General features: G+C 69.4%; 24 protein-coding genes. 5 read left to right on the top strand and 19 right to left on the bottom strand.

Annotated elements, in window-relative coordinates:
• Positions 1-36: 36 nt before the first annotated feature.
• The 3 genes from ACYVLQ_RS03025 to pdxS all read right to left on the bottom strand — a co-directional run bounded on the left by ACYVLQ_RS03025 (position 37) and on the right by pdxS (position 2,913).
• A complete protein-coding gene (locus tag ACYVLQ_RS03025; RefSeq protein ID WP_460695815.1) occupies positions 37-960 on the bottom strand; it encodes a cytochrome c oxidase subunit II in 924 nt (307 codons plus the stop codon).
• Positions 953-1,330: a hypothetical protein gene (locus ACYVLQ_RS03020; protein ID WP_460695814.1), complete on the bottom strand. Its 378-nt coding sequence runs from the start codon at positions 1,328-1,330 to the stop codon at positions 953-955. Before ACYVLQ_RS03020 ends, ACYVLQ_RS03025 begins: the two co-directional genes overlap by 8 nt.
• A 680-nt stretch (positions 1,331-2,010) precedes the next feature.
• Positions 2,011-2,913, bottom strand: coding sequence for a pyridoxal 5'-phosphate synthase lyase subunit PdxS (gene pdxS / locus ACYVLQ_RS03015; RefSeq protein WP_460695813.1), 903 nt, complete (start codon positions 2,911-2,913; stop codon positions 2,011-2,013).
• A gap of 375 nt (positions 2,914-3,288) precedes the next feature.
• Between pdxS and ACYVLQ_RS03010 the strand changes: the two genes are divergently transcribed.
• Complete coding sequence (locus ACYVLQ_RS03010) at positions 3,289-3,720, top strand: OsmC family protein (protein ID WP_460695812.1); 432 nt, start codon at positions 3,289-3,291, stop codon at positions 3,718-3,720.
• Between the two features lie 22 nt (positions 3,721-3,742).
• Here ACYVLQ_RS03010 and ACYVLQ_RS03005 read toward each other — a convergent pair whose 3' ends face one another.
• Complete coding sequence (locus ACYVLQ_RS03005) at positions 3,743-3,955, bottom strand: hypothetical protein (protein WP_460695811.1); 213 nt, start codon at positions 3,953-3,955, stop codon at positions 3,743-3,745.
• On the opposite strand from ACYVLQ_RS03005, the gene ACYVLQ_RS03000 reads away from it, so the two are divergent.
• Complete coding sequence (locus ACYVLQ_RS03000) at positions 3,950-4,264, top strand: alpha/beta fold hydrolase (RefSeq protein WP_460695810.1); 315 nt, start codon at positions 3,950-3,952, stop codon at positions 4,262-4,264. The two genes, ACYVLQ_RS03005 and ACYVLQ_RS03000, sit on opposite strands and share 6 nt — an antisense overlap.
• A 23-nt stretch (positions 4,265-4,287) precedes the next feature.
• On the opposite strand, the gene ACYVLQ_RS02995 is transcribed toward ACYVLQ_RS03000, so the two are convergent.
• The gene (locus ACYVLQ_RS02995; RefSeq protein ID WP_460695809.1) at positions 4,288-4,731 is read right to left on the bottom strand and encodes a pyridoxamine 5'-phosphate oxidase family protein; all 444 of its coding nucleotides are present in this window, start codon (positions 4,729-4,731) and stop codon (positions 4,288-4,290) included.
• A gap of 256 nt (positions 4,732-4,987) precedes the next feature.
• On the opposite strand from ACYVLQ_RS02995, the gene ACYVLQ_RS02990 reads away from it, so the two are divergent.
• The gene (locus tag ACYVLQ_RS02990) at positions 4,988-5,353 is read left to right on the top strand and encodes a hypothetical protein (protein ID WP_460695808.1); all 366 of its coding nucleotides are present in this window, start codon (positions 4,988-4,990) and stop codon (positions 5,351-5,353) included.
• Positions 5,354-5,358: 5 nt separating this feature from the next.
• Here ACYVLQ_RS02990 and ACYVLQ_RS02985 read toward each other — a convergent pair whose 3' ends face one another.
• The 12 genes from ACYVLQ_RS02985 to ACYVLQ_RS02930 form a co-directional block, all read right to left on the bottom strand.
• Positions 5,359-6,399: an NUDIX hydrolase gene (locus ACYVLQ_RS02985; RefSeq protein WP_460695872.1), complete on the bottom strand. Its 1,041-nt coding sequence runs from the start codon at positions 6,397-6,399 to the stop codon at positions 5,359-5,361.
• 55 nt (positions 6,400-6,454) lie between these two features.
• A complete protein-coding gene (locus tag ACYVLQ_RS02980; RefSeq protein WP_460695807.1) occupies positions 6,455-7,579 on the bottom strand; it encodes a glycosyltransferase family 4 protein in 1,125 nt (374 codons plus the stop codon).
• Positions 7,576-8,568 (bottom strand): phosphatidylinositol mannoside acyltransferase, encoded by a 993-nt coding sequence (locus ACYVLQ_RS02975; RefSeq protein ID WP_460695806.1) that lies wholly within the window; start codon positions 8,566-8,568, stop codon positions 7,576-7,578. Before ACYVLQ_RS02975 ends, ACYVLQ_RS02980 begins: the two co-directional genes overlap by 4 nt.
• A gap of 207 nt (positions 8,569-8,775) precedes the next feature.
• Positions 8,776-9,444 carry a phosphatidylinositol phosphate synthase gene (gene pgsA, locus ACYVLQ_RS02970; RefSeq protein ID WP_460695805.1) on the bottom strand — a complete coding sequence of 223 codons (669 nt, stop codon included), beginning with the start codon at positions 9,442-9,444 and terminating at the stop codon, positions 8,776-8,778.
• 82 nt (positions 9,445-9,526) lie between these two features.
• A complete protein-coding gene (locus tag ACYVLQ_RS02965) occupies positions 9,527-10,120 on the bottom strand; it encodes an ATP adenylyltransferase (protein ID WP_460695804.1) in 594 nt (197 codons plus the stop codon).
• A complete protein-coding gene (thrS, locus tag ACYVLQ_RS02960; protein ID WP_460695803.1) occupies positions 10,117-12,189 on the bottom strand; it encodes a threonine--tRNA ligase in 2,073 nt (690 codons plus the stop codon). Before thrS ends, ACYVLQ_RS02965 begins: the two co-directional genes overlap by 4 nt.
• Positions 12,190-12,372: 183 nt before the next feature.
• Positions 12,373-13,020 carry a (2Fe-2S)-binding protein gene (locus ACYVLQ_RS02955; protein WP_460695802.1) on the bottom strand — a complete coding sequence of 216 codons (648 nt, stop codon included), beginning with the start codon at positions 13,018-13,020 and terminating at the stop codon, positions 12,373-12,375.
• A gap of 116 nt (positions 13,021-13,136) precedes the next feature.
• Positions 13,137-13,541, bottom strand: coding sequence for a TIGR02611 family protein (locus ACYVLQ_RS02950; RefSeq protein WP_460695801.1), 405 nt, complete (start codon positions 13,539-13,541; stop codon positions 13,137-13,139).
• Positions 13,542-13,760: 219 nt separating this feature from the next.
• The gene (locus ACYVLQ_RS02945) at positions 13,761-15,983 is read right to left on the bottom strand and encodes a SulP family inorganic anion transporter (RefSeq protein ID WP_460695800.1); all 2,223 of its coding nucleotides are present in this window, start codon (positions 15,981-15,983) and stop codon (positions 13,761-13,763) included.
• Between the two features lie 380 nt (positions 15,984-16,363).
• Complete coding sequence (locus tag ACYVLQ_RS02940; protein WP_460695799.1) at positions 16,364-18,580, bottom strand: SulP family inorganic anion transporter; 2,217 nt, start codon at positions 18,578-18,580, stop codon at positions 16,364-16,366.
• A 230-nt stretch (positions 18,581-18,810) separates the two neighbouring features.
• Positions 18,811-19,212, bottom strand: a complete 402-nt coding sequence (locus ACYVLQ_RS02935) for a YaeQ family protein (RefSeq protein WP_460695798.1) — start codon at positions 19,210-19,212, stop codon at positions 18,811-18,813.
• A 12-nt stretch (positions 19,213-19,224) separates the two neighbouring features.
• Entirely contained in the window at positions 19,225-19,809 is a 585-nt protein-coding gene (locus tag ACYVLQ_RS02930; protein WP_460695797.1) for a winged helix-turn-helix transcriptional regulator, read from the bottom strand.
• Positions 19,810-19,903: 94 nt separating this feature from the next.
• Between ACYVLQ_RS02930 and ACYVLQ_RS02925 the strand changes: the two genes are divergently transcribed.
• Positions 19,904-21,115 carry a pyridoxal phosphate-dependent aminotransferase gene (locus ACYVLQ_RS02925; protein WP_460695796.1) on the top strand — a complete coding sequence of 404 codons (1,212 nt, stop codon included), beginning with the start codon at positions 19,904-19,906 and terminating at the stop codon, positions 21,113-21,115.
• A 2-nt stretch (positions 21,116-21,117) separates the two neighbouring features.
• Here ACYVLQ_RS02925 and ACYVLQ_RS02920 read toward each other — a convergent pair whose 3' ends face one another.
• Together ACYVLQ_RS02920 and ACYVLQ_RS02915 are read right to left on the bottom strand one after the other, a co-directional pair.
• Positions 21,118-21,450, bottom strand: coding sequence for a nitroreductase family deazaflavin-dependent oxidoreductase (locus ACYVLQ_RS02920; protein ID WP_460695795.1), 333 nt, complete (start codon positions 21,448-21,450; stop codon positions 21,118-21,120).
• 43 nt (positions 21,451-21,493) lie between these two features.
• The gene (locus ACYVLQ_RS02915; RefSeq protein ID WP_460695794.1) at positions 21,494-21,676 is read right to left on the bottom strand and encodes a hypothetical protein; all 183 of its coding nucleotides are present in this window, start codon (positions 21,674-21,676) and stop codon (positions 21,494-21,496) included.
• Positions 21,677-22,038: 362 nt separating this feature from the next.
• Between ACYVLQ_RS02915 and ACYVLQ_RS02910 the strand changes: the two genes are divergently transcribed.
• Positions 22,039-23,628, top strand: a complete 1,590-nt coding sequence (locus ACYVLQ_RS02910) for an amidase (RefSeq protein WP_460695793.1) — start codon at positions 22,039-22,041, stop codon at positions 23,626-23,628.
• Positions 23,629-23,638 lie beyond the last annotated feature (10 nt).

Here is a 23,638-nt window from a genome sequence, read left to right as displayed (position 1 = left end):
GCCAATGCGCGCCGGGGATGACAGGTGGTGGGTGGCTCAACAGGTGGGCGCCGGTCCACGCTGCCAGGCGTATTCGTAGCGGGTGGCGCCGGGGCCGTTGCGGGGCAGAACTATTGCCGCGCCGTCGCGCGGGGTCCAGGTGCGCGGGAGGAGGACCAGGTTGTCGGTCGTGGTCATGATCAGGACCAGTCCGTCGTATCGGAAGCGGTAGGCCGCTTCGGGTTCGGTGCAGCGGGCGGTGGTGACGCCGCGGACGCCGAGCGCGAGGTTCTTCTCGCTGTAGATGGTGATCCCGGGATCGGTGCGCAGCGTCAGCCGCGCTATGTCGTCGGCCCGGCCGCGGCCCACCGCCATCGAGTAATCCGTTGCGCCCCAGAAGAACGCGCCGCCCACCAGCAGCAGGATGAGGCCCCATTCGAGGGGTGTGCTGGTGCGGGCGGAGGAGTCCTCCGCGTCGTCGTTGTTCTGTTTCCGGCGGTTGAGCACCACCGCCCACAGCAGTAGTACGCCGACGATCAGGCAGATCGGCGCGACTCCGAGGGACCGGTTCAGCGGCGTCTCGAACTGCGGCCTGGACAGTCCGTTGAGCATCAGCAGAAAGCCGACGACGGTGAGGACCGCGAGCAGCCACCGTGGCCAGGCGGCCCCGCGGATCCGGCTCGGCAGCACCGCCCACAGCCACAACAACCCGAGGGCCGTCGCACCGCACAGCGCCAGTGGTACGAAAAGCCCGTCGGCGCTGCGCATCACGTAGTCGGTGGTGCTGAGACCGAGGACGGAGGAATCCACCCCGAAGTACTTGCAGAACCCCCGGGCGTGGAAGAAGCCCCAGTAGAACAGCAGACCGGCCAGAAGTGTTGCCGGAGCGACGAATTGGCCGATGATCGGGGCTACCACCGCCAGCCCCGCGAACGGTCCCGCCCGGTCTTCGGCCTTGCCGGCGGACTCTGTCTCAGCCACCGGCGTTCTCCGTGGCCGGAGCTGCGGTGTGGCGATCGACGGTGGCCGACGGTCGCAGCACCTCCGGCGTAATCGTCGAGACGGCCGACGGTTTCGAGGCCTCGGTGGTCGCGGTGGGTGCGATCGTCGTCGTGGTCGTCTCACCCGCCACGCAGCGCGTCCAGTACACCTTCACGATGTCGGGCGGCTGGCGACCCGCCATCGCGGTACCCGCGCCCTCGCCTCCCGACTGCAACGGCCGGTCGATGCCGCTCACCCCGTAGCTCGCCAGCAGCTCCGTGTTGTTCGGGAACTGTTCGGAACCCTGCGGCGGGATCTCCGGACAGGGCGGCAGTTCGTCCACGAGACCATCCGCGTTGACCAGGTCCACTTGCACACAATCTTCGGGCAGCCCGTACGCCCGGCACCCGGGCGCGGCGGCCGACAGAATCCGATACCTGACGTACGCCGCCAGGGTCGTCCCCGGGTTGAAGTCGTAGGTGCCCAGGTCGACGGGCAGTCCGCGCGCGGTGACCTCACCCGAGTTGCCACCGGGATTCCCCGGCGCCCCACCACCGATACCCGAGCCCGCGGGATTTCCAGGCGCCCCGCCACCGGAACCCGGAGGGCCACCACCCGAACCCGGACCGCCGCCACCGGAACCGGGAGCGCCGCCGCCGGAATCCGGAGCCCCCGTGATCGGCCCTCCGCTCGAATTGTGACCCGTCCCCGGGCCGGAGCCGGAAGTGCCGCCTCCTGCACCTCCGTCTCCACAACCGGGTAGTAGGAGCAGGCAAGCCGCGGCGGCGACGCCCACCGCGAGCCCGCGCCCGTCATACCCTCTGCGCCGAGGCAATCCGACAGTGAGCATGACGTCGCCACCCCTTCCGAGAATCTTCCCCCTACCAGACAATCGCACCGAGACCCGGAAACGCACCGACACCGGGCCGCGCGGTGACACAAGTCCCGAGACGCCAGGGACCAACGACCCACGCGCGGCCACGATCCGCTCACCCGAAACACACCGACGCCCCTCCGGCGGACCGGAGGGGCGTCGGGAGTTCGCGGCGTCTACCAGCCGCGCTCGGCGAGTCGGTGCGGCTCCGGGATGTCGTCGACGTTGATGCCGACCATGGCCTCGCCCAGGCCGCGCGACACCTTCGCCAGCACGTCCGGATCGTCGTAGAAGGTGGTGGCCTTGACGATCGCGGCCGCGCGCTGGGCCGGGTTGCCGGACTTGAAGATGCCCGAGCCGACGAAAACGCCCTCGGCGCCCAGCTGCATCATCATCGCGGCGTCGGCCGGCGTGGCGATGCCGCCCGCGGTGAACAACACGACCGGCAGTTTGCCGGTCTCGGCGACCTCGCGGACCAGTTCGTACGGCGCCTGCAGCTCCTTGGCGGCCACGTACAGCTCGTCCTCCGGCAGCGACCGCAGGCGGCGGATCTGCTGGCGGATCTTGCGCATGTGGGTGGTGGCGTTCGAGACGTCGCCGGTACCGGCCTCGCCCTTGGAGCGGATCATCGCCGCGCCCTCGGTGAGGCGGCGCAGCGCCTCCCCCAGATTGGTGGCGCCGCAGACGAACGGCACGGTGAACTGCCACTTGTCGATGTGGTGCTCGTAGTCGGCGGGGGTCAGCACCTCCGACTCGTCGATGTAGTCGACACCGAGGCTCTGCAGGACCTGCGCCTCCACGAAGTGGCCGATCCGCGCCTTGGCCATCACGGGAATGGAGACCGCGTTCACGATGCCGTCGATCAGGTCCGGGTCGCTCATGCGCGCCACGCCGCCCTGCGCGCGAATATCGGCGGGGACTCGCTCCAGCGCCATGACGGCCACCGCGCCCGCGTCCTCGGCGATCTTGGCCTGCTCCGCGGTGACGACGTCCATGATCACACCGCCCTTGAGCATCTCGGCCATGCCGCGCTTCACGCGGGCGGTGCCGGTCGTCGGGGTGGTTTCGGGCGTAGCCACGGCAAACTCCTGATCATCGGGGATTGGGACCCGTTCGGAAACGAACGCCACAATTCTAGGCGGGTGGATCAGGCCACTTCATAGCCAGTCGGAGAGGACTGGACTGATGACCCGATCTCACCCGTCGTGACCAGGGGTTCTGGCTATCTCGCCGCTACGACGCCGCTAGATCGGATTGATGACGAGCAGCTGCGCCCAGTAGGTCGCGGCCTCCTGCCCCAGGTGGGGCAGCAGGAAGTCGTAGAGCAGGTAGGACATCGGCATTCGGAACTTCACCTCCACAGCTCGGTTCGCCGCAATGCGCCGACGGCGAACCGGTTCCGACCATATCCGATCATGGCGGGTCGCACAGGGCGGTCACCTAGAGTCGTGGCCATGACTGACGACAGCCTGCGATCGGTACGAATCGAGCGGACCGCTCCCGGGCGATTCGCCGCCACCAACCCGCGCGGCGGGCAGATCGTCTTCGGATCCGGGGACGATGCCGACTTCACCCCGGTCGAACTGCTGCTCGCGGCGCTCGGCGGCTGCACCGCGATCGATGTCGATATCGCGACCGCGCGGCATGCGGAGCCGGTCGAATTCACCGTCTCCGTCAGCGGCGACAAGATCAGCGACGAGTTGGGCACGCATATGACCGACCTCGAGGTCCGTTTCCGGGTCGCGTTTCCCGAGGGCGCGGGCGGCGACAACGCCCGCAAGATCCTGCCGCGCGCCGTCCGCACCTCGCACGACAAGCTGTGCACGGTCAGCCGGACCATCGAACTCGGCACGCCCGTGACCTCGTCGGTCGAGGGACAGGACTGACCACCCGCGCTCGCGGACGCCCCTAGGTCGCCGCGGGCGACTCCCCGATCGTCGCGAACAACCCGCCGATCACGAAGCCGATCTGACCGGTCGCGCGCTCGACGGTGCCGGTGGGCTGTTCCAGGTGCACGGCGCCGCGGAGTCGGTGCTCGCCGCGAATCGCGATCTCGTCGACTACCTCTGGTAGACCTGGTCGCCGGGCCTGGATCCGGGCGCCCACCGCGAGCGCGTGCACGCGCTGTACGGCGATCCGGCGGGCATCGCCAACGCACTGCGGGTCTACCGGGCCAATTTCGATACGTCCCTGCACGATCCGCGGCTGGCCGCGCTGGCCGCCACCACCGAGACGCCCGCGTCCGTTCCGCTCCTGGTGCTCAGCGGCGCCGACGACGGCTGCCTACCGCCCTCGGCCTTCGCCGACGCCCCGGCCGCGCTCGCCCCCGGTTCGCGGGTCGAGATCATCAGCGGTGCTGGGCATTTCATGCAGCTCGACCGCCCCACCGAGGTCGCGAGGCTCATCCTGGACTGGTTGGACGAGCGATAACGCGCATTACCTCCTCGCGGTTCTCACACCGGCGGTCGGCGGAGCTGATCCCGATTGCCTACCGACGCAGTGGGTTCCAGGTATTCCACGCCGGTGACGATCTCGGGGTAGATGCGGATGATCCGGTCGCGGGAACCGGGGAGGGTGGCCGGAAGCAGTTCCCGGCAGCGCGCGATCTCGGCCGGATCGTCGACCTCCTCGGCGGTGCCGGTGACGATGACGCACCAGCCGAGCAGGGTGTCGTGGTCGATCGTGTCGGCCTCGTAGGCGACGACCTGCCGATCGGTGGTCAGGCCGATACCGGGGTTGGCATGGATGACGATCGTGTCGTCGTCCATGAAGTGGTTCACCGGTCGGATGGTGGGGAGTGCGTAGCGGGAGAACACCACGCGCCCGAAGCGCACGGATGCCAGCAACCGCAACGACTGCGCGGTCGACAGTTCCCGTGATCCGTGCGTGCCCTCCACAGTCCCACTCCGTGGTCATCGAACCCGTTGTGTCACCGATACTTCCACGTTCGAGCAGCCGTGGCGAGGGGAAATCGGCACGTACCGGAAAGTACGACGCGGGGCGCCCCGTACCGACTCCGCCGTCAGGGACCAACGACTCTAGCGACCACCGGATACGAACGTAATCTATGTGTCAGGTCCTTGTGTACAGCGGCGCACCGATCACCGAACCGCGACTGGGGATCGCGTTCGACCCCGGAACCAGGAGACGGACATGAAAGATGTCCTGTTACCCACCCGACCTGCCGGTTCGAGTGTCGATGCGGTCGACATGACGCTGCCTCCGCATCCCTTCCTCGAACCCGTGCTCCCGGCCGCGGCCGATACCGGCGACTTCGTCGATTCCAGCGACCGCCTCGTGCGCCATCTCTTCGACGTCGGCCTGCGGCTGCACACGATGCGCGCGGTGTTCGACCGGCCCGACGGGACCGCGACGGAGGCCGAGGCCGTCGGCGCACTGGTCGCCGACCTGGACACGCTCATCCGCGATGCCGGTCTGGCGATGCTCGCGCTGACCCTCGAACGCACCGCCACCGACCACGGCCACCCGGGCCGCAGACGCCGCCATCGGGTCGGGTAGCCCGGTCAGCGGATCGACCGCACCTCGGGCTCATCGTCGCCGCCCGCGACGACCACCGCCTCCGGCAGCAACTGGTCGAGGTGATACGGGTAGACCGTCTCACCCATGCCGTCGAGCCGGGCGATCTCCTCGGCCGTGCACCACCGGTTGTCGGTGACGCAGCGCCGCTCCCACACAGTGGGGTTGGTCGCCTTGGGCTCGAAACCCGTTGTGCGGGCGACGAAGAACAGCTCCTCCGAGCGGACCAGTTCACCGTCGAACGGGAAGACCGCCACCCGCCGCCAGATCGGGCCGCGCAGCGCGGTGGAGTCCAGCGCGCGCCCGGTCTCCTCCCAGACCTCGCGAACCGCGGTGGTGCGCAACGTTTCCCCGGGTTCCATGCCCCCGCCGACGGTGAACCAGAACGGCAGATCGGGGGTCCTGGGGTCGTGGCCCCGCATGAGCAGCACTCGATCCTGCTCGTCGAGCAGCACCACCCGCGCCGAGGTCCGCACCGAATCCACCTCGAGCCCGGTGGTCGCCGCGGCCGTCACCCGCTCGGTGATCTCGAAATACGTCGGCAGCGGTGCGGTTCCGCCCAGGTGTAGCAGCCGCACCAGCCGCCGGGTGCGCAGGGCGAGGGTGTCGCGCACGGCGTCGTTGTGGAAGCGGCGGGCGATCAGCACCCGCGCCTCGGCGTCGGCCAGTTCGGCCACCAGCTGCGGCGGCAGCAGGGAGATATCGATCGTGGACAGCGCCGCGGCGAGCTGGTTCTCGGCGGTCTCGCGGTCCGCCCAGTCCGCACGCTCGGCGCGATCCGCCAGGGCGGCCAGCCGTCGCGCCTGCTCGACGACCGCGTCGGAGCCGACGTTGGTCAGCGACAACGCCACGGCGCGTGCCACCACGGCGCGCCGGGCCAGCGCCGCCTCCAGGGCGTGACGGGCCTGGTCACTGCGCACGTGCAGGCGGTCGAGCCGGTTCGCCGTCGAGTACGCCCAGACTCCGGCGGTGACGATGAGGGCCGCGACCAGCGCGAGAACGAGGATCGTGGTCGCGGAGAAGGTGATCATGCTGTGCCGCTCCTCCTCCGAGCGCGAGCGGCCGCGCCGTGTGCCCGCTCGCTCATCCCGCGGTCCGCACCCGTATATCGCCGACCGTCACCGTTTCGTACACCCGCAGAATCTGCTCGGCTACCACGGGCCAGTCGTATTCGCCCACAACCTGATTCGCGGCGCGGACCAGATCCGCACGGCGCGCCGCGTCGCTGAGCAGCTCGTCGATCGCCGCCGCGGTGCGCGCCGAATCACCCACCGGGACCAGGACTCCCGCGCTGCCGTCGCGCAGTACCCGGCGAAACGCGTCCAATTCGCTGGCCACGACGGCGGTTCCGGCCGCCATCGCCTCCACCAGCACGATGCCGAAGCTCTCGCCGCCGATATTGGGCGCGCAGTAGACATCCGCGCTGCGCATCGCCGAGGCCTTCTCCGCGTCCGACACCTGCCCGAGGAACCGCAGGCGCCCGGCGAGCGCGCCCGCCTCGCGGCGCAGCCGCTCCTCGTCGCCGCGCCCGACAATCAGGATTTGCACGTCCGGATGCCTGCGCGCCAGCTCGGGCAGCGCGCCCAGCAGCACCGCCATGCCCTTGCGCGGCTCGTCGTAGCGGCCCAGGAACAGCACCGTGCCGCCGGGGCGCGGGTAGCCGTCGAGCAGCGGCGCGCGCGCGAAGGCAGGGACGTCCACGCCGTTCGGGATCTCGACCGCGTCGCCGCCCAGCGCCTCGACCTGCCAGCGCCGCGCCAGCTCCGAGACCGCGATGCGGCCGCTGATCTTCTCGTGATAGGGCCGCAGTACGCCCTGAAAGGTGCTGAGCACCAACGATTTCGTGGTCGAGGTGTGGAAGGTCGCCACGATCGGGCCCTCGGCGATCTTCAGCGCCAGCATCGACAGGCTCGGCGCGTTCGGCTCGTGAATATGCAGCACGTCGAAGTCGTTGTCGGCGATCCAGCGGCGGATCCGGTTGTAGGCGGTCGGCCCGAACGACAGGCGGGCCACCGATCCGTTGTACGGGATCGCCACGGCCTTACCGGCCGAGACCACGAAGTCGGGAAGCTCGGTCTCCTCGGACGACGGCGCCAGCACGCTCACCTTGTGCCCGCGCTCGATCAGCACCTCCGCCAACTCCACGACGTGGGACTGCACGCCGCCCGGCACGTCGAACGAGTACGGGCAGACCATGCCGATCCTCATACCGCATCGTCTCCCGCGACCGCGTTGTCCGCCCGCGCCGCCTGCGCCGCGGCGATCCTGGACCGGCGAGCATCGGAGAGATCGGTCTCCCACAGCGGCTGCAGCATATGCCAATCGGCGGGATGCGCGGCGATATTCTCCGCGAACCGGTCCGCTACCGTCTGGGTTGCCGTCGCGATGCCACCCGAAACGTCCACCGCCGCACCGACCTTCATGCCCCAGCCCTCCCGGCCGTCGGCGTCGGTGGTGTACCAGGTATGCACCGGCAGCAGCGCGGCGCCGGTCTCGATCGCCAGTTTCGCGGCGCCCGCGGGCAGCCAGGTGCGTTCGCCGAAGAACGTCACCGGCACGCCGCGGCCGGTGAGATCGCGCTCCCCCATCAGGCAGACGACCTTGTTGTGCCGCAGGCGATCCGCCAATTGCGGGAACGGTGGCTGTTCGCCTCCGGTGAGCGGGAACACCTCGAAGCCCAGGCTTTCGCGGTAGGCGACGAACCGCTCGAACAGCGACTCCGGCCGCAGTCGCTCGGCCACCGTCGTGAGTCCGCCGTGGTGCTGGACCAGCCACACCCCGGCCATATCCCAGTTGCCCGAATGCGGCAGCACCAGCACCGCCCCGCGGCCCTCCGCCAGCGCCTGTTCCAAATTCTCGACGCCGAGCGGTGGCGGCATGAGCGGCGACCGCACCACCGCCGCGTGGTCCATGGTCGGCAGCCGGAACGCCTCGCGCCAGTAGCGGGCATAGGACCGCATGCTGTCGCGGATCAGGTCGTCGGGCACGTCCATCGGCTCGACGCCGACAACCCGGGCCAGGTTGCGGCGCAACTGATTCGGCACATCGTCGCGGTGCACGGCGCGGTTGGCCCGCCGCCCCGCCCAGTCGCCTCCGGCGTCGAACAGTCGGCGGGCCGTACGCTCGGGCAGCGCCCGGACCAGCCGCCATCCTGCCGCGTACGCCTTGTCGGTCAGCGCGGATTTCAGATCAGTCATGTAGTGCGCCCTTAGGATCCCCATCACGAGAGCTGTACCGGCCCAGGTGGATTCCGGCCAAGAGCATGCCGGAATGACGGGAACCAGTCACGCCGGAACGACGGGAACCAGGCACACCGGAACGACGGGAACCAGGCACACCGGAACGACGGGAGCAGGGCATGCCGGAATGACGGGAGCCGGGCATGCCTGGATGACGGGGGCCGGTCACTGGCCCGCCTCGCGGGCCTTGCCTGGCATCGCGATCACGTCGCGGGCTCCCGTCGAATTGCGCACCGCCAGCACCCGCTGGACCACCGTCACCACACTGAGCACGGCCAGCACATACATCGCCAAATACACGGCGTAGCTGAGCCATTCGATGCCCCAGTACCCGCCGATCCCGGTGAATCCCGCGCCGACCAGCACGATCACCAGCCGGTCCGGCCGCTCGATGAGGCCGCCGTCTGCCGACAGACCGCTGGCCTCCGCGCGCGCCTTGGCGTAGGAGATCACCTGCGAGGTCACCAGCACCACCAGCGTCGCGACGAACAGGTGCTTGCTCTGCGCGTGGTAGACCGCCCACCAGGCCAGCCCGCCGAAGACGGCGCCGTCGGCCACCCGGTCGCAGGTGGCGTCGAGGACCGCACCGTATTTCGTGCCGCCGCCGCGGGCGCGGGCCATCGCCCCGTCCAACATGTCGAACATGACGAACAGCCAGATCACCATCGTGCCCCAGAACAGGTGTCCGGTCGGGAACAGCATCACCGCCGCCGCGATCGAGGCCGTGGTGCCGATCAGCGTCACCGCATCGGGCGTGAGCCCGGTACTCACCAGTGCCTTGCCCAGGGGCGCAGTCGCTTTGGCGAATGTCTCACGACCGAAGAAGCTCAGCACGCTACCCGATGTCCTTCCGTGCCATGCGGGACACCCGCACCCGGGAGGCTCCGAAGAGCAGGGCTGCGCAAGAGTAGCTCATCTACGCCTCCTTCCAGGCTGTAGCCAGCAGGGCCCTGGTCTCCCGTAACAGTTGCGGCATCACCTTCACCCCGCCGACGACGGTGATGAAGTTCGCGTCCCCGCCCCAGCGCGGCACGATGTGCTGATGCAGGTGGTCGGCGAGCGAACCGCCCGCCACCCCGCCGAGATTCAGCCCGACATTGAATCCCTCGGGCCGCGACACCTGCTTCATCACCCGGATCGCCCGCTGGGTGAACGCCATCAGTTCGGCGCTCTCCTCGGCGGTGAGGTCCTCGAGGTCGGCCACCCGGCGGTACGGCACCACCATCATGTGGCCGGGGTTGTACGGGTACAGGTTGAGCACCGCGTACACCCATTCGCCCCGCGCGACGACCAGTCCGTCCTCGTCGGTCATCTTCGGGATCTCGGTGAACGGATGCCCGGATTTCTTCGGCTCGTCCGCTTTTCGCGCATCCCGATCCGCGACCGCGCCGGTGATGTAGGACATCCGATAAGGCGTCCACAGCCGCTGCAGGCGGTCCGGGTCACCCGCGCCGGTATCCATGATCTGGTCCTGCGGTGTCACTGCCTCGTCCACGGTCCGCTCTCTCATTCCCCACCGGTCCGGATCCGAAATCCGTCCGCGGTGGGTGAGGCGTTCTCGCGGCGCCGAATCCAGTCCACGATGGTGGCGACCGCATCGGCGACGGGTACGCCGTTGACCTTGGTGCCGTCGCGGAACCGGAAGCTCACCGCGCCCGCCTCCACATCGCGCTCACCGGCGAGCAGCATGAACGGCACCTTCTGGCCGGTGTGGTTGAAGATCTTCTTCTGCATCCGGTCGTCGCTGCGATCGACCTCGGCGCGCACCCCGGCCGCGTGCAACCGAGCCACCACCTCGTCCAGGTGCGGTGCGAAATTGTCCGCGACCGGGATGCCGACCACCTGCACCGGCGACAGCCACGCCGGGAACGCGCCCGCGTAGTGCTCGGTGAGCACGCCGAAGAACCGCTCGATCGAGCCGAACAGGGCGCGGTGGATCATCACCGGGCGCTTCTTGGTGCCATCGGAGGCGGTGTACTCCAGCTCGAACAGTTCGGGCTCGAAGAAGTCCAGCTGAATGGTCGACATCTGCCAGTTGCGGCCCAGCGCGTCGCGGGTCTGCACCGAGATCTTCGGGCCGTAGAAGGCGGCGCCGCCCGGGTCCGGCACGAGTTGCAGGCCCGAGGTCTCGGCGACCTCGGCCAGGGTGGCGGTGGCCTCCTCCCACAGCTCGTCGGACCCGACGTACTTCTTCGGGTCCTTGGTGGACAGCTCGAGGTAGAAGTCGTCGAGGCCGTAGTCCTTCAGCAGGTCGAGCACGAAGCGGAGGATGCTGGTGAGCTCCTCGACCACCTGCTCCTGGGTGCAGTAGATGTGCGAATCGTCCTGGGTCATGCCGCGCACCCGGGTCAGGCCGTGGATGACGCCCGACTTCTCGTACCGGTACACCGAGCCGAATTCGAACATCCGCAGCGGCAGTTCCCGGTAGGACCGCCCGCGTGACCGGAAGATCAGGTTGTGCATCGGGCAGTTCATCGGCTTGACGTAGTAGTCCTGGCCGGGTTTGCGGACCGTGCCGTCCTCGTTGTACTCCGCGTCCAGGTGCATGGGCGGGAACATGCCGTCTGCGTACCAGTCCAGGTGCTTGGACACCTCGAACAGGTGGGCCTTGGTCAGGTGCGGGGTGTTGACGAACTCGTAGCCCGCGTCGACGTGCCGCTGGCGCGAGTAGTCCTCCAGCTCCTTGCGGATGATGCCGCCCTTGGGGTGGAACACCGGCAGGCCCGAGCCCAGCTCGTCCGGGAAGGAGAACAGGTCCAGCTCCAGTCCCAGCTTGCGGTGGTCGCGCTTCTCGGCCTCCGCCAGCAGGTGCAGGTACTCGTCCTGCGCCTCCTGCGACTCCCACGCGGTGCCGTAGATGCGCTGCAGGTCCTCGCGGTTCTGGTCGCCGCGCCAGTAGGCGGCCGAACTGCGGGTCAACTTGAACGCCGGAATGTACTTGGTGGTCGGGATGTGCGGGCCGCGGCACAGGTCGCCCCACACCTTCTCGCCGCTGCGCGGGTCCAGATTGTCGTAGATGGTCAGCTCGTTCGGTGCGGTATCACTGCCGCCGACTTCCATGATTTCCGGGTCGTCGATACCCGACTTGTCGCCGATCAGTTCCAGCTTGAACGGCTCTTTCGCCAGTTCGACGCGGGCCTCCTCGACCTCCACCACCCGGCGCGAAAACCGCTGCGCGCCTTTGACGATCTTCTTCATCCGCGATTCCAGCTTGGCCAGATCCTCGGGGGTGAAGGGGCGGTCCACCTGGAAGTCGTAGTAGAAACCGTCCTTGACCGGCGGGCCGATGCCCAGCCTGGCCTCCGGGAACTCCTGCTGCACCGCCTGCGCCAGCACGTGCGCGGCGGAATGCCGGATCACGCTGCGGCCGTCCTCGGTGTCGGCGGCGACGGGCTCGACCTCGGCGTCCGCCTCGGGAACCCAGGCCAGATCCTTCAGGTTCCCCTCGGCGTCCCGGACGACGATGATCGCGTCGGGTCCCTTGCTCGGCAGGCCCGCCTCGCGCACCGCGGCGCCCGCCGTCGTCCCGGCCGGCACCCGAACGAGGGCGGCTGGGGTGGTGCGGGCTGAGGTGGTCACGGCTGCGCTCTCCTTGGTATTCGGGGCGGGCGGGTGCCCGCGGCTTCGGGGTGCGGGGCGGCTCCCCGCCGCTGGAACTCCTGGAAGTCCAGGCCGGACACGCAAAAGCGCCCAGCGCGACCATGCTATCGGGAGCATGCCGAGCGCGCGCCGATGGACCGGCCTGTCGCGCCGCGAGATCGGTCAACGTCGCGCGGCCAACTCGCTCAGCATCGTGTGCCGCTGCGCCGCGGGACGTTTGGGGCAGCTGGTGCACATCTCGCAGCCCGGGACCTCGAACACCAGGCAGCACGAGATGCGCCGGACGAAGGTCCGCCCGCCGATATCGGCGAAGCGCGGGACCGGCAGCCGTCCCGCCACCTCGCGGGCCAGCCGCGCGCCGGCCTCCGGATCACCGGCGTCGATGGCCCGGTTGCCGATCGCGTCGGCCACCACCGCCCACAGCGAGGCGACGCCCGCACCGGAGACCTCGGCGACGCCCGGGATGATGCGCCCCAACGTCTTTCGCAGGGCTTGGCCGACACTGTCCTCCGCCGCGGAAGACTCCGGGTGCACGGGCGCCACGCGCTCGACTCCACCGTCCGGGCGGATCTCGCACAGCAGGTGGTCGAGTTCGGGGAGATACGCGGGGCGGCCCTGGGCGTAGGCGGTGGCGATCGGATCCACCAGCGACGAGGCGGCCATGCACCACCACAGCGTGCCCGCCACCCGCGAGTTGCCGGTCCCCCACGAGATGCCCATATCCGCGATGCGCTCGGCCAGCCACTGCGGCCGCGTCAGCATCGTGCCCGGCACCACGGCGCCCCGCGACACCGCCGACTCCGCAACCATGTCCCTCCGACTCCGATCCCGGCCGACTCGCCGAATGCCTGCGACTACCACCCTGGCGCGCCCGCAAAGCCTAGGACCGTCGGCCATCCGAACTTCGCAGCCACGCCCGCCCATGATCAGGACAGCGGGCTGCGCAGCCATCCCCAGTCGAGGCCGAACCAGCCGCCGACCAGACCGAAGGTGCCCAGCAGCCATAGCGTCGCGATCACCACGACCGCGGTGAGCAGCGCCCCCAGCACCTTGACCACGACACCCTGTGCGGTGTACCAGTCCATCACCCGCCGGTACCGCCCGCGCGTCCAATGCAGGGTGCGGTGCGCCCACACGAACTCCGTCGCCAGAATGCCCAGCCCCGCGAACACGACCAGCCACCCGGGCCCCGGATACGGGATCGCCAGGATCCCCACCACCAGCACCGCGACACCGACCACGCCCACCGCGATCCGATAGGCGAGATTCAGCGTCGGCCGCTCCGCGACGGAGGCCCGCAGCGCCCGCAACCGATTGGAGTCCGTAACCACCCCGCCCAGACTACGGGCATTTCTCCCATCCGCCCACGTCCACGGCCCGGCCGTGACATGCACCGTACGATAGGCGAGTTCGCCGATGCCGCGATCGACACAGCGATCGAGGCGTTGTGGGCGTAAAGGTCAGCGGCGCACTGCGACAGATGCGTACCCCCGCCCCGGCTCGCTGATCAAGCGGGCCGGGGCGGGGGTGTCAGGTACCGAGCCCGGCGTTCAGGCCGGGGCGGGGGCGACGACCTGGTCGGTGATCTCGCTGATGCCGTCGGCGGTCACCTCGAGCACGCACGCGGTGGCGATGTCGAAGAACAGGCCCGACACCGTCAGGCCGCGTTCGGCGATCGCCGCGCGCACGACCGGATGGCCCTGCAGCGTCTCCAGCTGCACGGCGACGTTGACCATGGCGAGCTGTGCGGCGTCGTCGTAACCCGCGGCCGCGGCGGCCGCGCGGACCGGATGCCCGGCGGTGTAGGCGTCGAGGCTGGGGCGGGCCTGGGCGAGCCAGTTATCGAGGCCGGGTCCGGCCGAGGCGCCCGAGAGCACGGCCTTCATGGCGCCGCAGGACGAGTGCCCGCACACGACGACATTGCGGACCTTCAGGTTGTCGACCGCGAACGTCAGCGCCGCTTCGGCCGAGGTATCCGACCCGTCGGCGGGCACCAGGTTGCCGACATTGCGGACGGTGAACAGGTCGCCGGGGCCGCTGTTGGTGATCACGTTCGGCACGATCCGCGAATCCGCGCAGGTGAGGAACAGCGAATGCGGATCCTGCTTGTCGCGCAGTTCGTCCAGGTGCGGCCGCACCACGTGGGCGTGACTGCGGTGGTAGGCGGCCACGCCGTCGCCGACGGGGTTCTCGCTGCGCTCGCGCCACGGGCCGAGCACCTCGTCGAGCATGCCGCGCGCCCGGCCCCGCTTGGGCGGGCCGGCCGTCGCGTGCTCCATCCGCGCGGTGCCGATCTCCACGAATTCGACGTTGCCGCCGGTGGATTCGTGCTGGCGCGCCCAGTCGTGGATGGCCTCGTAGGCGGCGTGGTCGAGGAAGTCGACGGTCAGCTCGACCAGCACGTCGGTGCCGGTGGGCACCTTCGCGAGTTCCTTGGTGAGCTTGGGCAGCGCCAGGAACGTGCAGGTGCCGTCGATGCTGACGATCCAGCGGTCGGTGCCCGCCACCGGGGCGGCCTGCACCGATACCCGCACCACGCGCCACAGCAGCAGCGCGAAGGCCAACGCCAGGCCGATCAGCACGCCCTCGAGCAGGTTCAGGAACACCACGCACGCCATGGTCACCGCGTAGACCGCGAGGTCGCCGGTGCGGTGCGCGAGCCGGATGTGCGCCAACTTCACCAGCTGGATACCGACCACGATGAGCAGGCCCGCCAGCGCCGACTTCGGGATCTGCTGCACCACGCCGACCAACGCGATGGAGAACACCAGGATCCAGATGCCGTGCAGGAACGCCGACGCCTTGGACTTCGCCCCGGCCGCCACGTTGGTCGAGCTGCGCACGATGACGCCGGTGACCGGCAGACCGCCGAGCATGCCCGAGGTCGCGTTGGCCGCGCCCTGGGCCATCAGCTCACGGTCGAAGTTGGTGCGCGCGCCGGTGTGCAGCTTGTCCACCGCCACCGCCGACAGCAGGCTCTCCACGCTGGCGATCAAGGCGATGGTCAGCACCGCCAGCGCGATCCCGCCCCACTCGCCCGAGGGCATGCCCGGCAGGCCGATCGCGTCGAAGATCGAGCCGTCGATCTTGATGCGCTCCGGATTGCCCGGCAGCACCAGCGACAGCACGGTGCCCACCAGCACCGCCACCAGCGGCCCCGGGATCACCTTCACCTTCGCGGGCACCCAGCGCCACGCGACGATGATGCCGATCACGATCAGGCCGATGATGAAGTCGTCGCCGTGCAGGTTCAGCAGCTGACCGGGCAGCTCGGTGAGGTTCTCGAACGCCGAACTGAACGACGAGCCGCCCAGCAGCACGTGCACCTGCTGCAGCGCGATGGTCACACCGATACCGGCGAGCATGGCGTGCACCACCACCGGCGCGATCGCCAGCGCGGCACGCGCGATCCGGCTCAACCCGAACACGATCTGCAGCAGGCCCGCGCCGACGGTGATGAAACAGGTCGTCTTCCAACCGAATTGGTTGATGGTCTCGGCCACCACCACGGTCAGACCCGCGGCCGGACCACTGACCTGCAGCGGAGACCCACCGAGAATGCCGACGACGATACCGCCCACCGCGGCGGCGATCAGACCGGCGGCGATGGGGGCGCCGGAGGCGATGGCGATGCCCAGCGACAGCGGCAGGGCGACGAGGAACACAACGATCGAAGCAGGCAGATCGTGACGGGTGATCGACGAAAACCTGTCGGACCAGGGTGTCCCCGGCGGGGAGTCCGATCTAGGCGTCGTATCGGTGTCGGTGGACATATTTCTCCTTCACCAGGCCGGTGGGCCGGTCCGGTCGGTCGAACATGTTCTCCAGGCATCGAAAGCAGCTGTGGGAACGACGTTGTCCCCGACAGTCGCCCGGAAAGTGAGGGCAAGACTAATAGTAAAGACTTAGCAAAGCCTAAGAAAAGGGTATTTAGCTTGGGACACTTCCGCATCCCGACGTGATCGTCTTCACACCCCGGCCCTCGGGGGGTACGACAACTCTCGCAATCACGCACTACGAACTGGTTCCCGCACTGCAACGAACTGGTTTCACACTCCACAACATCGTTTTGCGCACAACAACGCCCCGGGAGCTCACCCCGGGGCGTTGCCCGACCTGCCGCCCCCGGCCGTCGCCCGCGGCCAGGGTCCCCCTAGACCGGCAGCGCCGTGCCTCGCGTTGCGGCGTCATCGATCTCGCCGATTCCAGCGGTAGTGATCTCGACCACGCGCGCGGTGGCGATGTCGAAGAAGAGCCCGGACAGCACCACGCCCCGCTCCTCGATGCCGCGCCGCACCACCGGATGCCGCGACAGCACCTCCAGTTGCACCGCGACATTCACCATGCCCAGTTGATCCACCGCGCCGAATCCGGCCGCGGCCGCCGCGACCGCCACGGGATGCCCGGCACGGAACCGCTCCAGCGCGGGGCGGCCGTGCGCCAGCCAGGCGTCCAGGCCGGAACCGCTCACCCGCTCGTGGAACAGGGCGTCCATCGCCCCGCAGCCGGAGTGCCCGCAGACCACCACGGACCGGACGTCCAGTTTGTCCAGCGCGTAGACCAGCGCCGCCTCCACCGAGGTGTCGCGGCCGTCGGCGGGGATCAGGTTGCCGATATTGCGGACGGTGAACAGGTCGCCCGGGCCGCTGCTGGTGATCACGTTCGGCACGATCCGCGAATCGGCACAGGTGAGGAACAGCGAATCGGGATTCTGGCCGTCGCGCAGCTCACCCAGGTGCGGCCGGACCACGTGGGCGTGCCCGCGGTGGTAGGCGGCGACCCCGGCCGAGATCGGGTCGGTGCGGGCCGTGCGCCGCCACGGGCCCAGCGTCTCGTTCAGGATGCGCCGGGCATGCCCGCGGGTGGGCGGGCCGGAGGCCAGATCCGCGATGCGGGCCGTGCCCATCTCCACGAATTCGACGCGCCCGCCGCCGATTTCGTGATTGCGGGCCCACTCGTGCAGCGTGTCGGACGCGGCGTGGTCGACGAAGTCCACCGCCATCTCCACGGTCACCACGGTTCCGGCCGGAATCGCCGCCAGTTCCCCGGTCAGCCGCGGCACCGCCATGAATGTCAGGGTGCCGTCGATGGTGACCACCCACCGCGCGCCGATCGGCTGCGCCGCGATGGACACCTTCGCCACCCGCCACAGCAGCAGCGCCAGCGCCAGCGCCAGGCCGACGAGCATGCCCAGCAGCAGATTCGCGAACACCACCACCAGCACCGTCGTCGCGTAGACGATCAGATCGCCGGTGCGGCGGGCCAGCCGGATGTGCGCGAGCTTCACCAGCCCGATCCCGATCACGATGAGCAGTCCGGCCAGCGCCGCCTTCGGGATCTGGCGCACCACGTCGACCAACGCGACCGCGAACACCAGCACCCACAACCCGCTGAGCATCGTCGAGGCCTTGGTGCGCGCACCGGCCTTGACGTTGGTGATGCTGCGGACGATGACCGCGGCGATCGGCAGCCCGCCGAGCGTCCCGGAGGTCATATTCGCCACGCCCTGACCGATCAGCTCCCGGTCCAGATCGGTGCGGCGGCCGGGGCGCATCCGGTCCACCGCCACCGCCGACAGCAGCGTCTCCACGCTGGCGATCAGCGCGACCGTGAACATCGTCAGCGCGATCGTGCCCCAACCGCCGTGCGGCACCCGCGGCAGCGAGATGTCGTCGAACAGCGAGCCGGACAGCGTGATCCGCTCGACCGTGGTCGGGACGACCATGGCCAGCAGCGTCGCGGCCACCACCGCCGCCAGCGGCGCGGGCACCGCGCGCACCGGCTTCGGCAGGTACTTCCAGCCCAGCAGTATGGCGATGACGACGGTGCCGACCAGCGCGTCCCCGCCCCGCATCGACCCCAGCTGATGCGGCAGCTGGACGATGCTCTGCCACGACGAGCTCAGCGACTGCCCGCCGAGCAGGACGTGCAGTTGCTGTAGCGCGATGACGACGCCGATACCGGCGAGCATGCCGTGCACGACGACCGGCGCGATGGCGAGGGCCCCGCGCGCGAGACGGGTGAGCCCGAAGACGACCTGCAGCAGCCCGGCCCCGACGGTAACGAAACAGGTGACGGCCCAGCCGAATTGCTGAATGCACTGCGCGACCACGACGGTAAGACTCGCGGTCGGGCCGCTGACCTGCAGCGATGAACCGCCCAAGGCTCCGGCGACCAGGCCTCCCACGACGGCGGCCAGCAATCCGGCCGCGACGGGTGCGCCGGTGGCTACGGCAACGCCGATGGACAAAGGTAAAGCGACGAGAAAGACCACCACGGAGGCGGGTAGATCGTGACGAAGCAGACCTGGAAGCGCGCCGGAAAGACCGGGAAGCGACGTCCGTCGGGCCGGATCGGTGTCGGTTGACATATTTCTCCTTCGCCGAGCCGGGCTACCGGATCGGTTCATCGGTCAAACATGTACTGGCATCGAAAAAGCTGGCGGGCGAAGCCAAGTGGAGCCGAGACACTGTGGAGCTGTGAGACTTCCGAGCTGAAGACCCCATGACACAGGGTCTGCCCAATAGTAAAGAATCGGCAAAGGATTTGGAAAGCGTTTGCAGTAAGAATCGGACTTCCGCTACCAAATCGTGATCTCTATCACTTGGAAGTATCGAGGCCGTGCTCGTCGACCGCCGTGCTCATGCTCGCTCCGTTGAGTTCCAGGTACAGCAGGCGCTCGTGGCGGGACAGGGCGACGAGGTTGCGGCGTTGCAGCGCGGCCACGGCGGACTCGACGAACTCCCGGCCGAAGGCGTACAGCGGGATCGCCTCGGCACGATGAATTCGCTTGCCGATCAACGGACCCAACACCTTGGCGGGGTCGCGGTGGGTGTAGACGGTGACCCGATCGGCCAGCTTGCTGCCCCGGTGCGCGCGGTCGGCATCGGGCGCGCCGACCTCGATCCAAGCGGTGAGCCGCCCGGCCCGGTCCGGTCGCGCACCAGGACCGCGGGTTCGGCCGTGCACGGCGAAGGTGTAGACGGTTGCGCTGAGGGCCACGGAACCAGGAGCCTAGGGCCACGCGACATCCGGAACCACGTCGGCCAGCGACTTGGCGCCGGTGGCGACCGCCGTGGCGGCGGCCACGTCCAGGTGGAGTTGCACGTCCGGATCCGGCGTGGGGCCGTCGCGGTGGGTGATGCCGGTGTCGTCGATGATGACATGGAAGATCGTTTCACCGATCGTCACCGTGACGGTTCCCGCGGTGATGTGGCGGGCGAGGGCACGGCCGAGCGGCAGGGCGAACCAGTGGGCGCGCACCGCGTCGGTGGCGCGGCGCTCGCCGAGCAGCGGAGTCCCCCACGCCGACAACGCGTCCAGGACCGGGCGCAGCGCCGCGCCGTCGGGGGTGAGTTCGTAGGCCGCCGTCGCCCCGCGTGGCCCGGCGCGGTGCCGGGTCAGGACACCGTCGCGCTCGAGGTCCTTCAGCCGCGCCGCCAGCACGTCGGTGCTGATGCCTGGCAGGTCAGCGAACAGATCGCTGTAACGCCGCGGGCCGGAACACAATTCGCGAACCACCAGCAGGCTCCAGCGGTCGCCGACGACATCGAGGGCTCGGCTGGCGGCGCAGTAGTGGTCGTAGCTTCGGCGTGGCACGCTTCCCACTGTAGCCTCCAACTTGGAAAAACCAAGTACATACTTGGAACTTCCAAGTAGAGTGGGTGTCCACCGCACCGAGGAAGGGATGTTCATGCAGGTCAAGCAGTCGAGCAAGCTGTCGGGAGTGTCCTACGAGATCCGCGGTCCGGTGGCGGAACACGCGGCCCGCCTGGAGGCCGAGGGCCATCACGTGGTGAAGCTCAACACGGGCAACCCGCTGCAGTTCGGCTTCGAGGCGCCCCCGGAGATCCTGCAGGACATCGTCCGCACGCTGCCCGCGTCGAGCGGCTACTGCACGTCGAAGGGCCTGCTCTCGGCCCGGCGCGCGGTCGTGCAGTACTACGAGACCCTCGGCGTGGACGATCTCGACATCGAGCAGGTATTCCTCGGCAACGGCGTCTCCGAGCTGATCATGATGGCGATGACCGCGCTGCTGGAGAACGGCGACGAAGTGCTCGTTCCCGCACCGGATTTCCCGCTCTGGACCGCGTCCACCACGCTCAACGGCGGCCGCCCCGTGCACTACATGTGCGACGAGTCCGCGGACTGGTTCCCCGATGTCGCCGATATCGAGGCGAAGGTCACCGACCGCACCCGCGCGATCGTGATCATCAACCCGAACAATCCCACCGGTGCGGTCTACTCACCGGAGGTGCTGCGACAGATCCTCGAGGTCGCGCGCCGCCACAACCTCGTGGTGTTCTCCGACGAGATCTACGACAAGATCCGCTACGACGATGCCGAACACGTCGCCACCGCCGCGCTCGCGCCCGACCTGCTGTGCCTGAGCTTCTCCGGACTGTCGAAGTCCTACCGCTGCGCCGGATTCCGGTCCGGCTGGATGGTGGTCTCCGGCCCGACGCAGCACGCGGAGAACTACCTGGAGGGCATGACGATGCTGGCGGGGCTGCGCCTGTGCGCGAATGTTCCCGCGCAGCAAGCGATTCAGGCGGCGCTCGGCGGCCATCAGAGCATCCACGACCTGACCTTGCCGGGCGGGCGGCTGCGCGAGCAGAGCGAAAGGGCCTGGGAGGCACTCAATTCCATTCCGGGTGTGTCGTGCGTGCGACCCCGGGGCGCGCTCTACGCGTTTCCGCGGATCGATCTCGACATGTATCCGATCCACGACGACGAACTGTTCGTCCTGGACCTGCTGCTGCAGGAGAAGCTGCACATCGTGCAGGGCACCGGCTTCAACTGGCCGCGACCGGACCACTTCCGCATCGTGACCCTCCCTTACGCCGACGATCTCGAGGCCATCATCGAACGCATCGGGCGTTTCCTGGCCACCTACCGCCAGTAGCGCTACGGGTCGGCCCGCTCGGCGACCAGGAAGTCGCGGCGGCCGATCCGCAGCAGCCGAGGGCGGCGCATCGCGAGGCAGCGGCCGCGGTGTTCGAGCCGGAAGTCGCCGGACGCCAGGATGTTTCGCACCCAATCGCTGGTGCGGCCGTAGTTGACGGCGACCATCAACTCGTCGCCGTTCCAGGTGATCCCGATCGGGGTGCGGTAACTCCGGCCGGAGCGGCGGCCCACGTGCACGACGTTGGCGTAGCCGTCCACCCGCCCGGCGAACCAGCGGAATCCGGGATTGGTCGCACAACGGTTGACACGCGCGAGGAGTCGCATCGCTGTCATCGGTTCAGCCTACCGGTCGGCTTCGACTGTGTGCCCGACACCGCTACCGGGTGCGGCCGAGAGGAACACTGGCGTAGCTGGGCGCGGCCGGGTCCAGTTGGATGTGCTGGGGCTTCACTCCCGTGTCGAGCGGCATCGGCTGGGCCGGAACGCCTTTCGGAAGTTGGTCGGCGACAGTCGTTGCGGCATAACCCTTCTCGGCCACCACCTCCGATATCGCGAGCATCAACCGACCGCGACGCCGCGACCTCCTCCCGGGACAGTGCGTGCACACCGCGCGGCAGCCGCGTGGGCGGACTGGGCGATCGCCGGTGATTCACGGCCCCGATCGCGGGCGGTTCGCCGCGGTCGCCGGGCTCGCCGCGACACTCGGCGCGGTTCCCGGTGTCCCGGGCCCCGACGTGGCGCAATTGCGCCCTGCTGAGCGCGCGGGCCCCGCGGGGTCGTACCCTGACCGGGCTCGGCGCACAGGGCGCCGGGCACGGCGCGCGAACGTAACACGCACGTAGCCCGCGGCCGACACAACAGCAGCCTCACCTGGCGACAACGCGGTGCGGCGGTCCGGTATCAGCACATTCGGGAGGCGGGATGGCACACGACACGGCAATGCCGTCCGGCGGGAACGCGCGGCCGAAGCCGTCGCGGCGCGAATTTCTCGCCCTCGCGGGTGCCGCCGGTGCGGGCCTGGCCCTGCCGGGGCTCACCCCCGGGCGCGCGCTGGCGCACACCTCGGCGGCCGACGCGGCGGAGATGTCGATCCGGGAGTTGCGCGTCGCCCTCGACAGCGGCGCGTTCACCTCGCGGGACCTGCTGGACTACTACCTCGAGCGAATCGACGCCCACGACCGCGGGATCAACTCGATCATCACCGTCGCACCGAACGCGCGGGACACCGCCGCCGCGCTCGACGCCGAACGCGCCCGCACCGGCGCGCGCGGTCCGCTGCACGGCATTCCGATCATCCTCAAGGACAATTTCGACACCTCGGACCTCCCGACGACGGCGGGCAGCACGATGTTCCGGGACTACGTGCCCGCGCGCGACGCCACCGTCACCCGGCGGCTACGCGAGGCGGGCGCGATCGTGCTCGCGAAGGCGAATATGCACGAGTGGGCGGTGGGCGCGACCACCCTCAGCTCGCTGGGCGGGCAGACCCGCAACCCCTACGACACCACGCGCAATCCGGGCGGTTCCAGCGGCGGCACGGCCGCGGCGGTGGCCGCCGGGTTCGTCGCGGCCGGGCTCGGCACCGATACGCTGGGGTCGGTCCGGATCCCGGCCGCGCGCAACAACTGCGTCGGCCTGCGACCGACGACCGGACTGGTCAGCCGGGCCGGGATCATTCCGCTGTCGACGACGCAGGACATCGCCGGTCCGATCACCCGCACCGTCGCCGACGCGGCACAGATCCTCGACGTCATCGCCGGGCCCGATCCCGCCGACCCCAGCACGCTGGGCAGCGAGCGGCCGTCGTCCGGCTACCTGTCGCGCCTGGACTCGAATGCGCTGGCGGGCAGGCGCATCGGCATCGTCGACGCTTTCTTCGGCGATCCGGCCGACCCCGTCCGCGCGGCCACCAACGCGATCATCGACCGGGCGATCGAGGATATGGCCGCGCTGGGCGCACGATTCGTCCATGTCGGCGATCCTGGAGCGGCCGCATCGCTGGCCGCCGAGCTGACCGAGTTCGAGTTCCGGCAGGCCATCGACAGGTACCTCGCCGACGCCGCCACGCCGCCCGCCCGCAACCTGTGGGAGATCATCGCGTCCAACACCGCCGTGCCCGACGTGCAGGCGGTGCTCATCACCTACCTGCCGTTCACCACCGCGTCGCCGCTGTACTCCGCCGCCTCCGCGGCCCGCGCTGCGATGACCGATTACACGTTGCGCGTCCTCGACGACCTCGCGCTCGACGCCCTGCTCTACCCGACCACCCAGACCCCAGCGCCACCGCTGTCCACCAGCACGCAGGCGCAGCAGACGATGGACATGCTGGCCGAGGGCCGCAGCCCGGTCACCGGCCTGCCCGCCATCACGGTCCCGGCCGGATTCACCGACGAGGGCCTACCCATCGGTGTCGAACTGCTGGGCAGGCCGTTCGACGACGGCGCCCTGCTCGCCATGGCCTACGCCTACGAGCAGGCCACCGGGCACCGCAGGCCGCCGGCCCTGGGTTGAGCCCGCGCGG

It is taken from the genome of Nocardia thraciensis (assembly GCF_054782435.1).
This window is presented reverse-complemented; position numbering and strand designations above follow the sequence as displayed.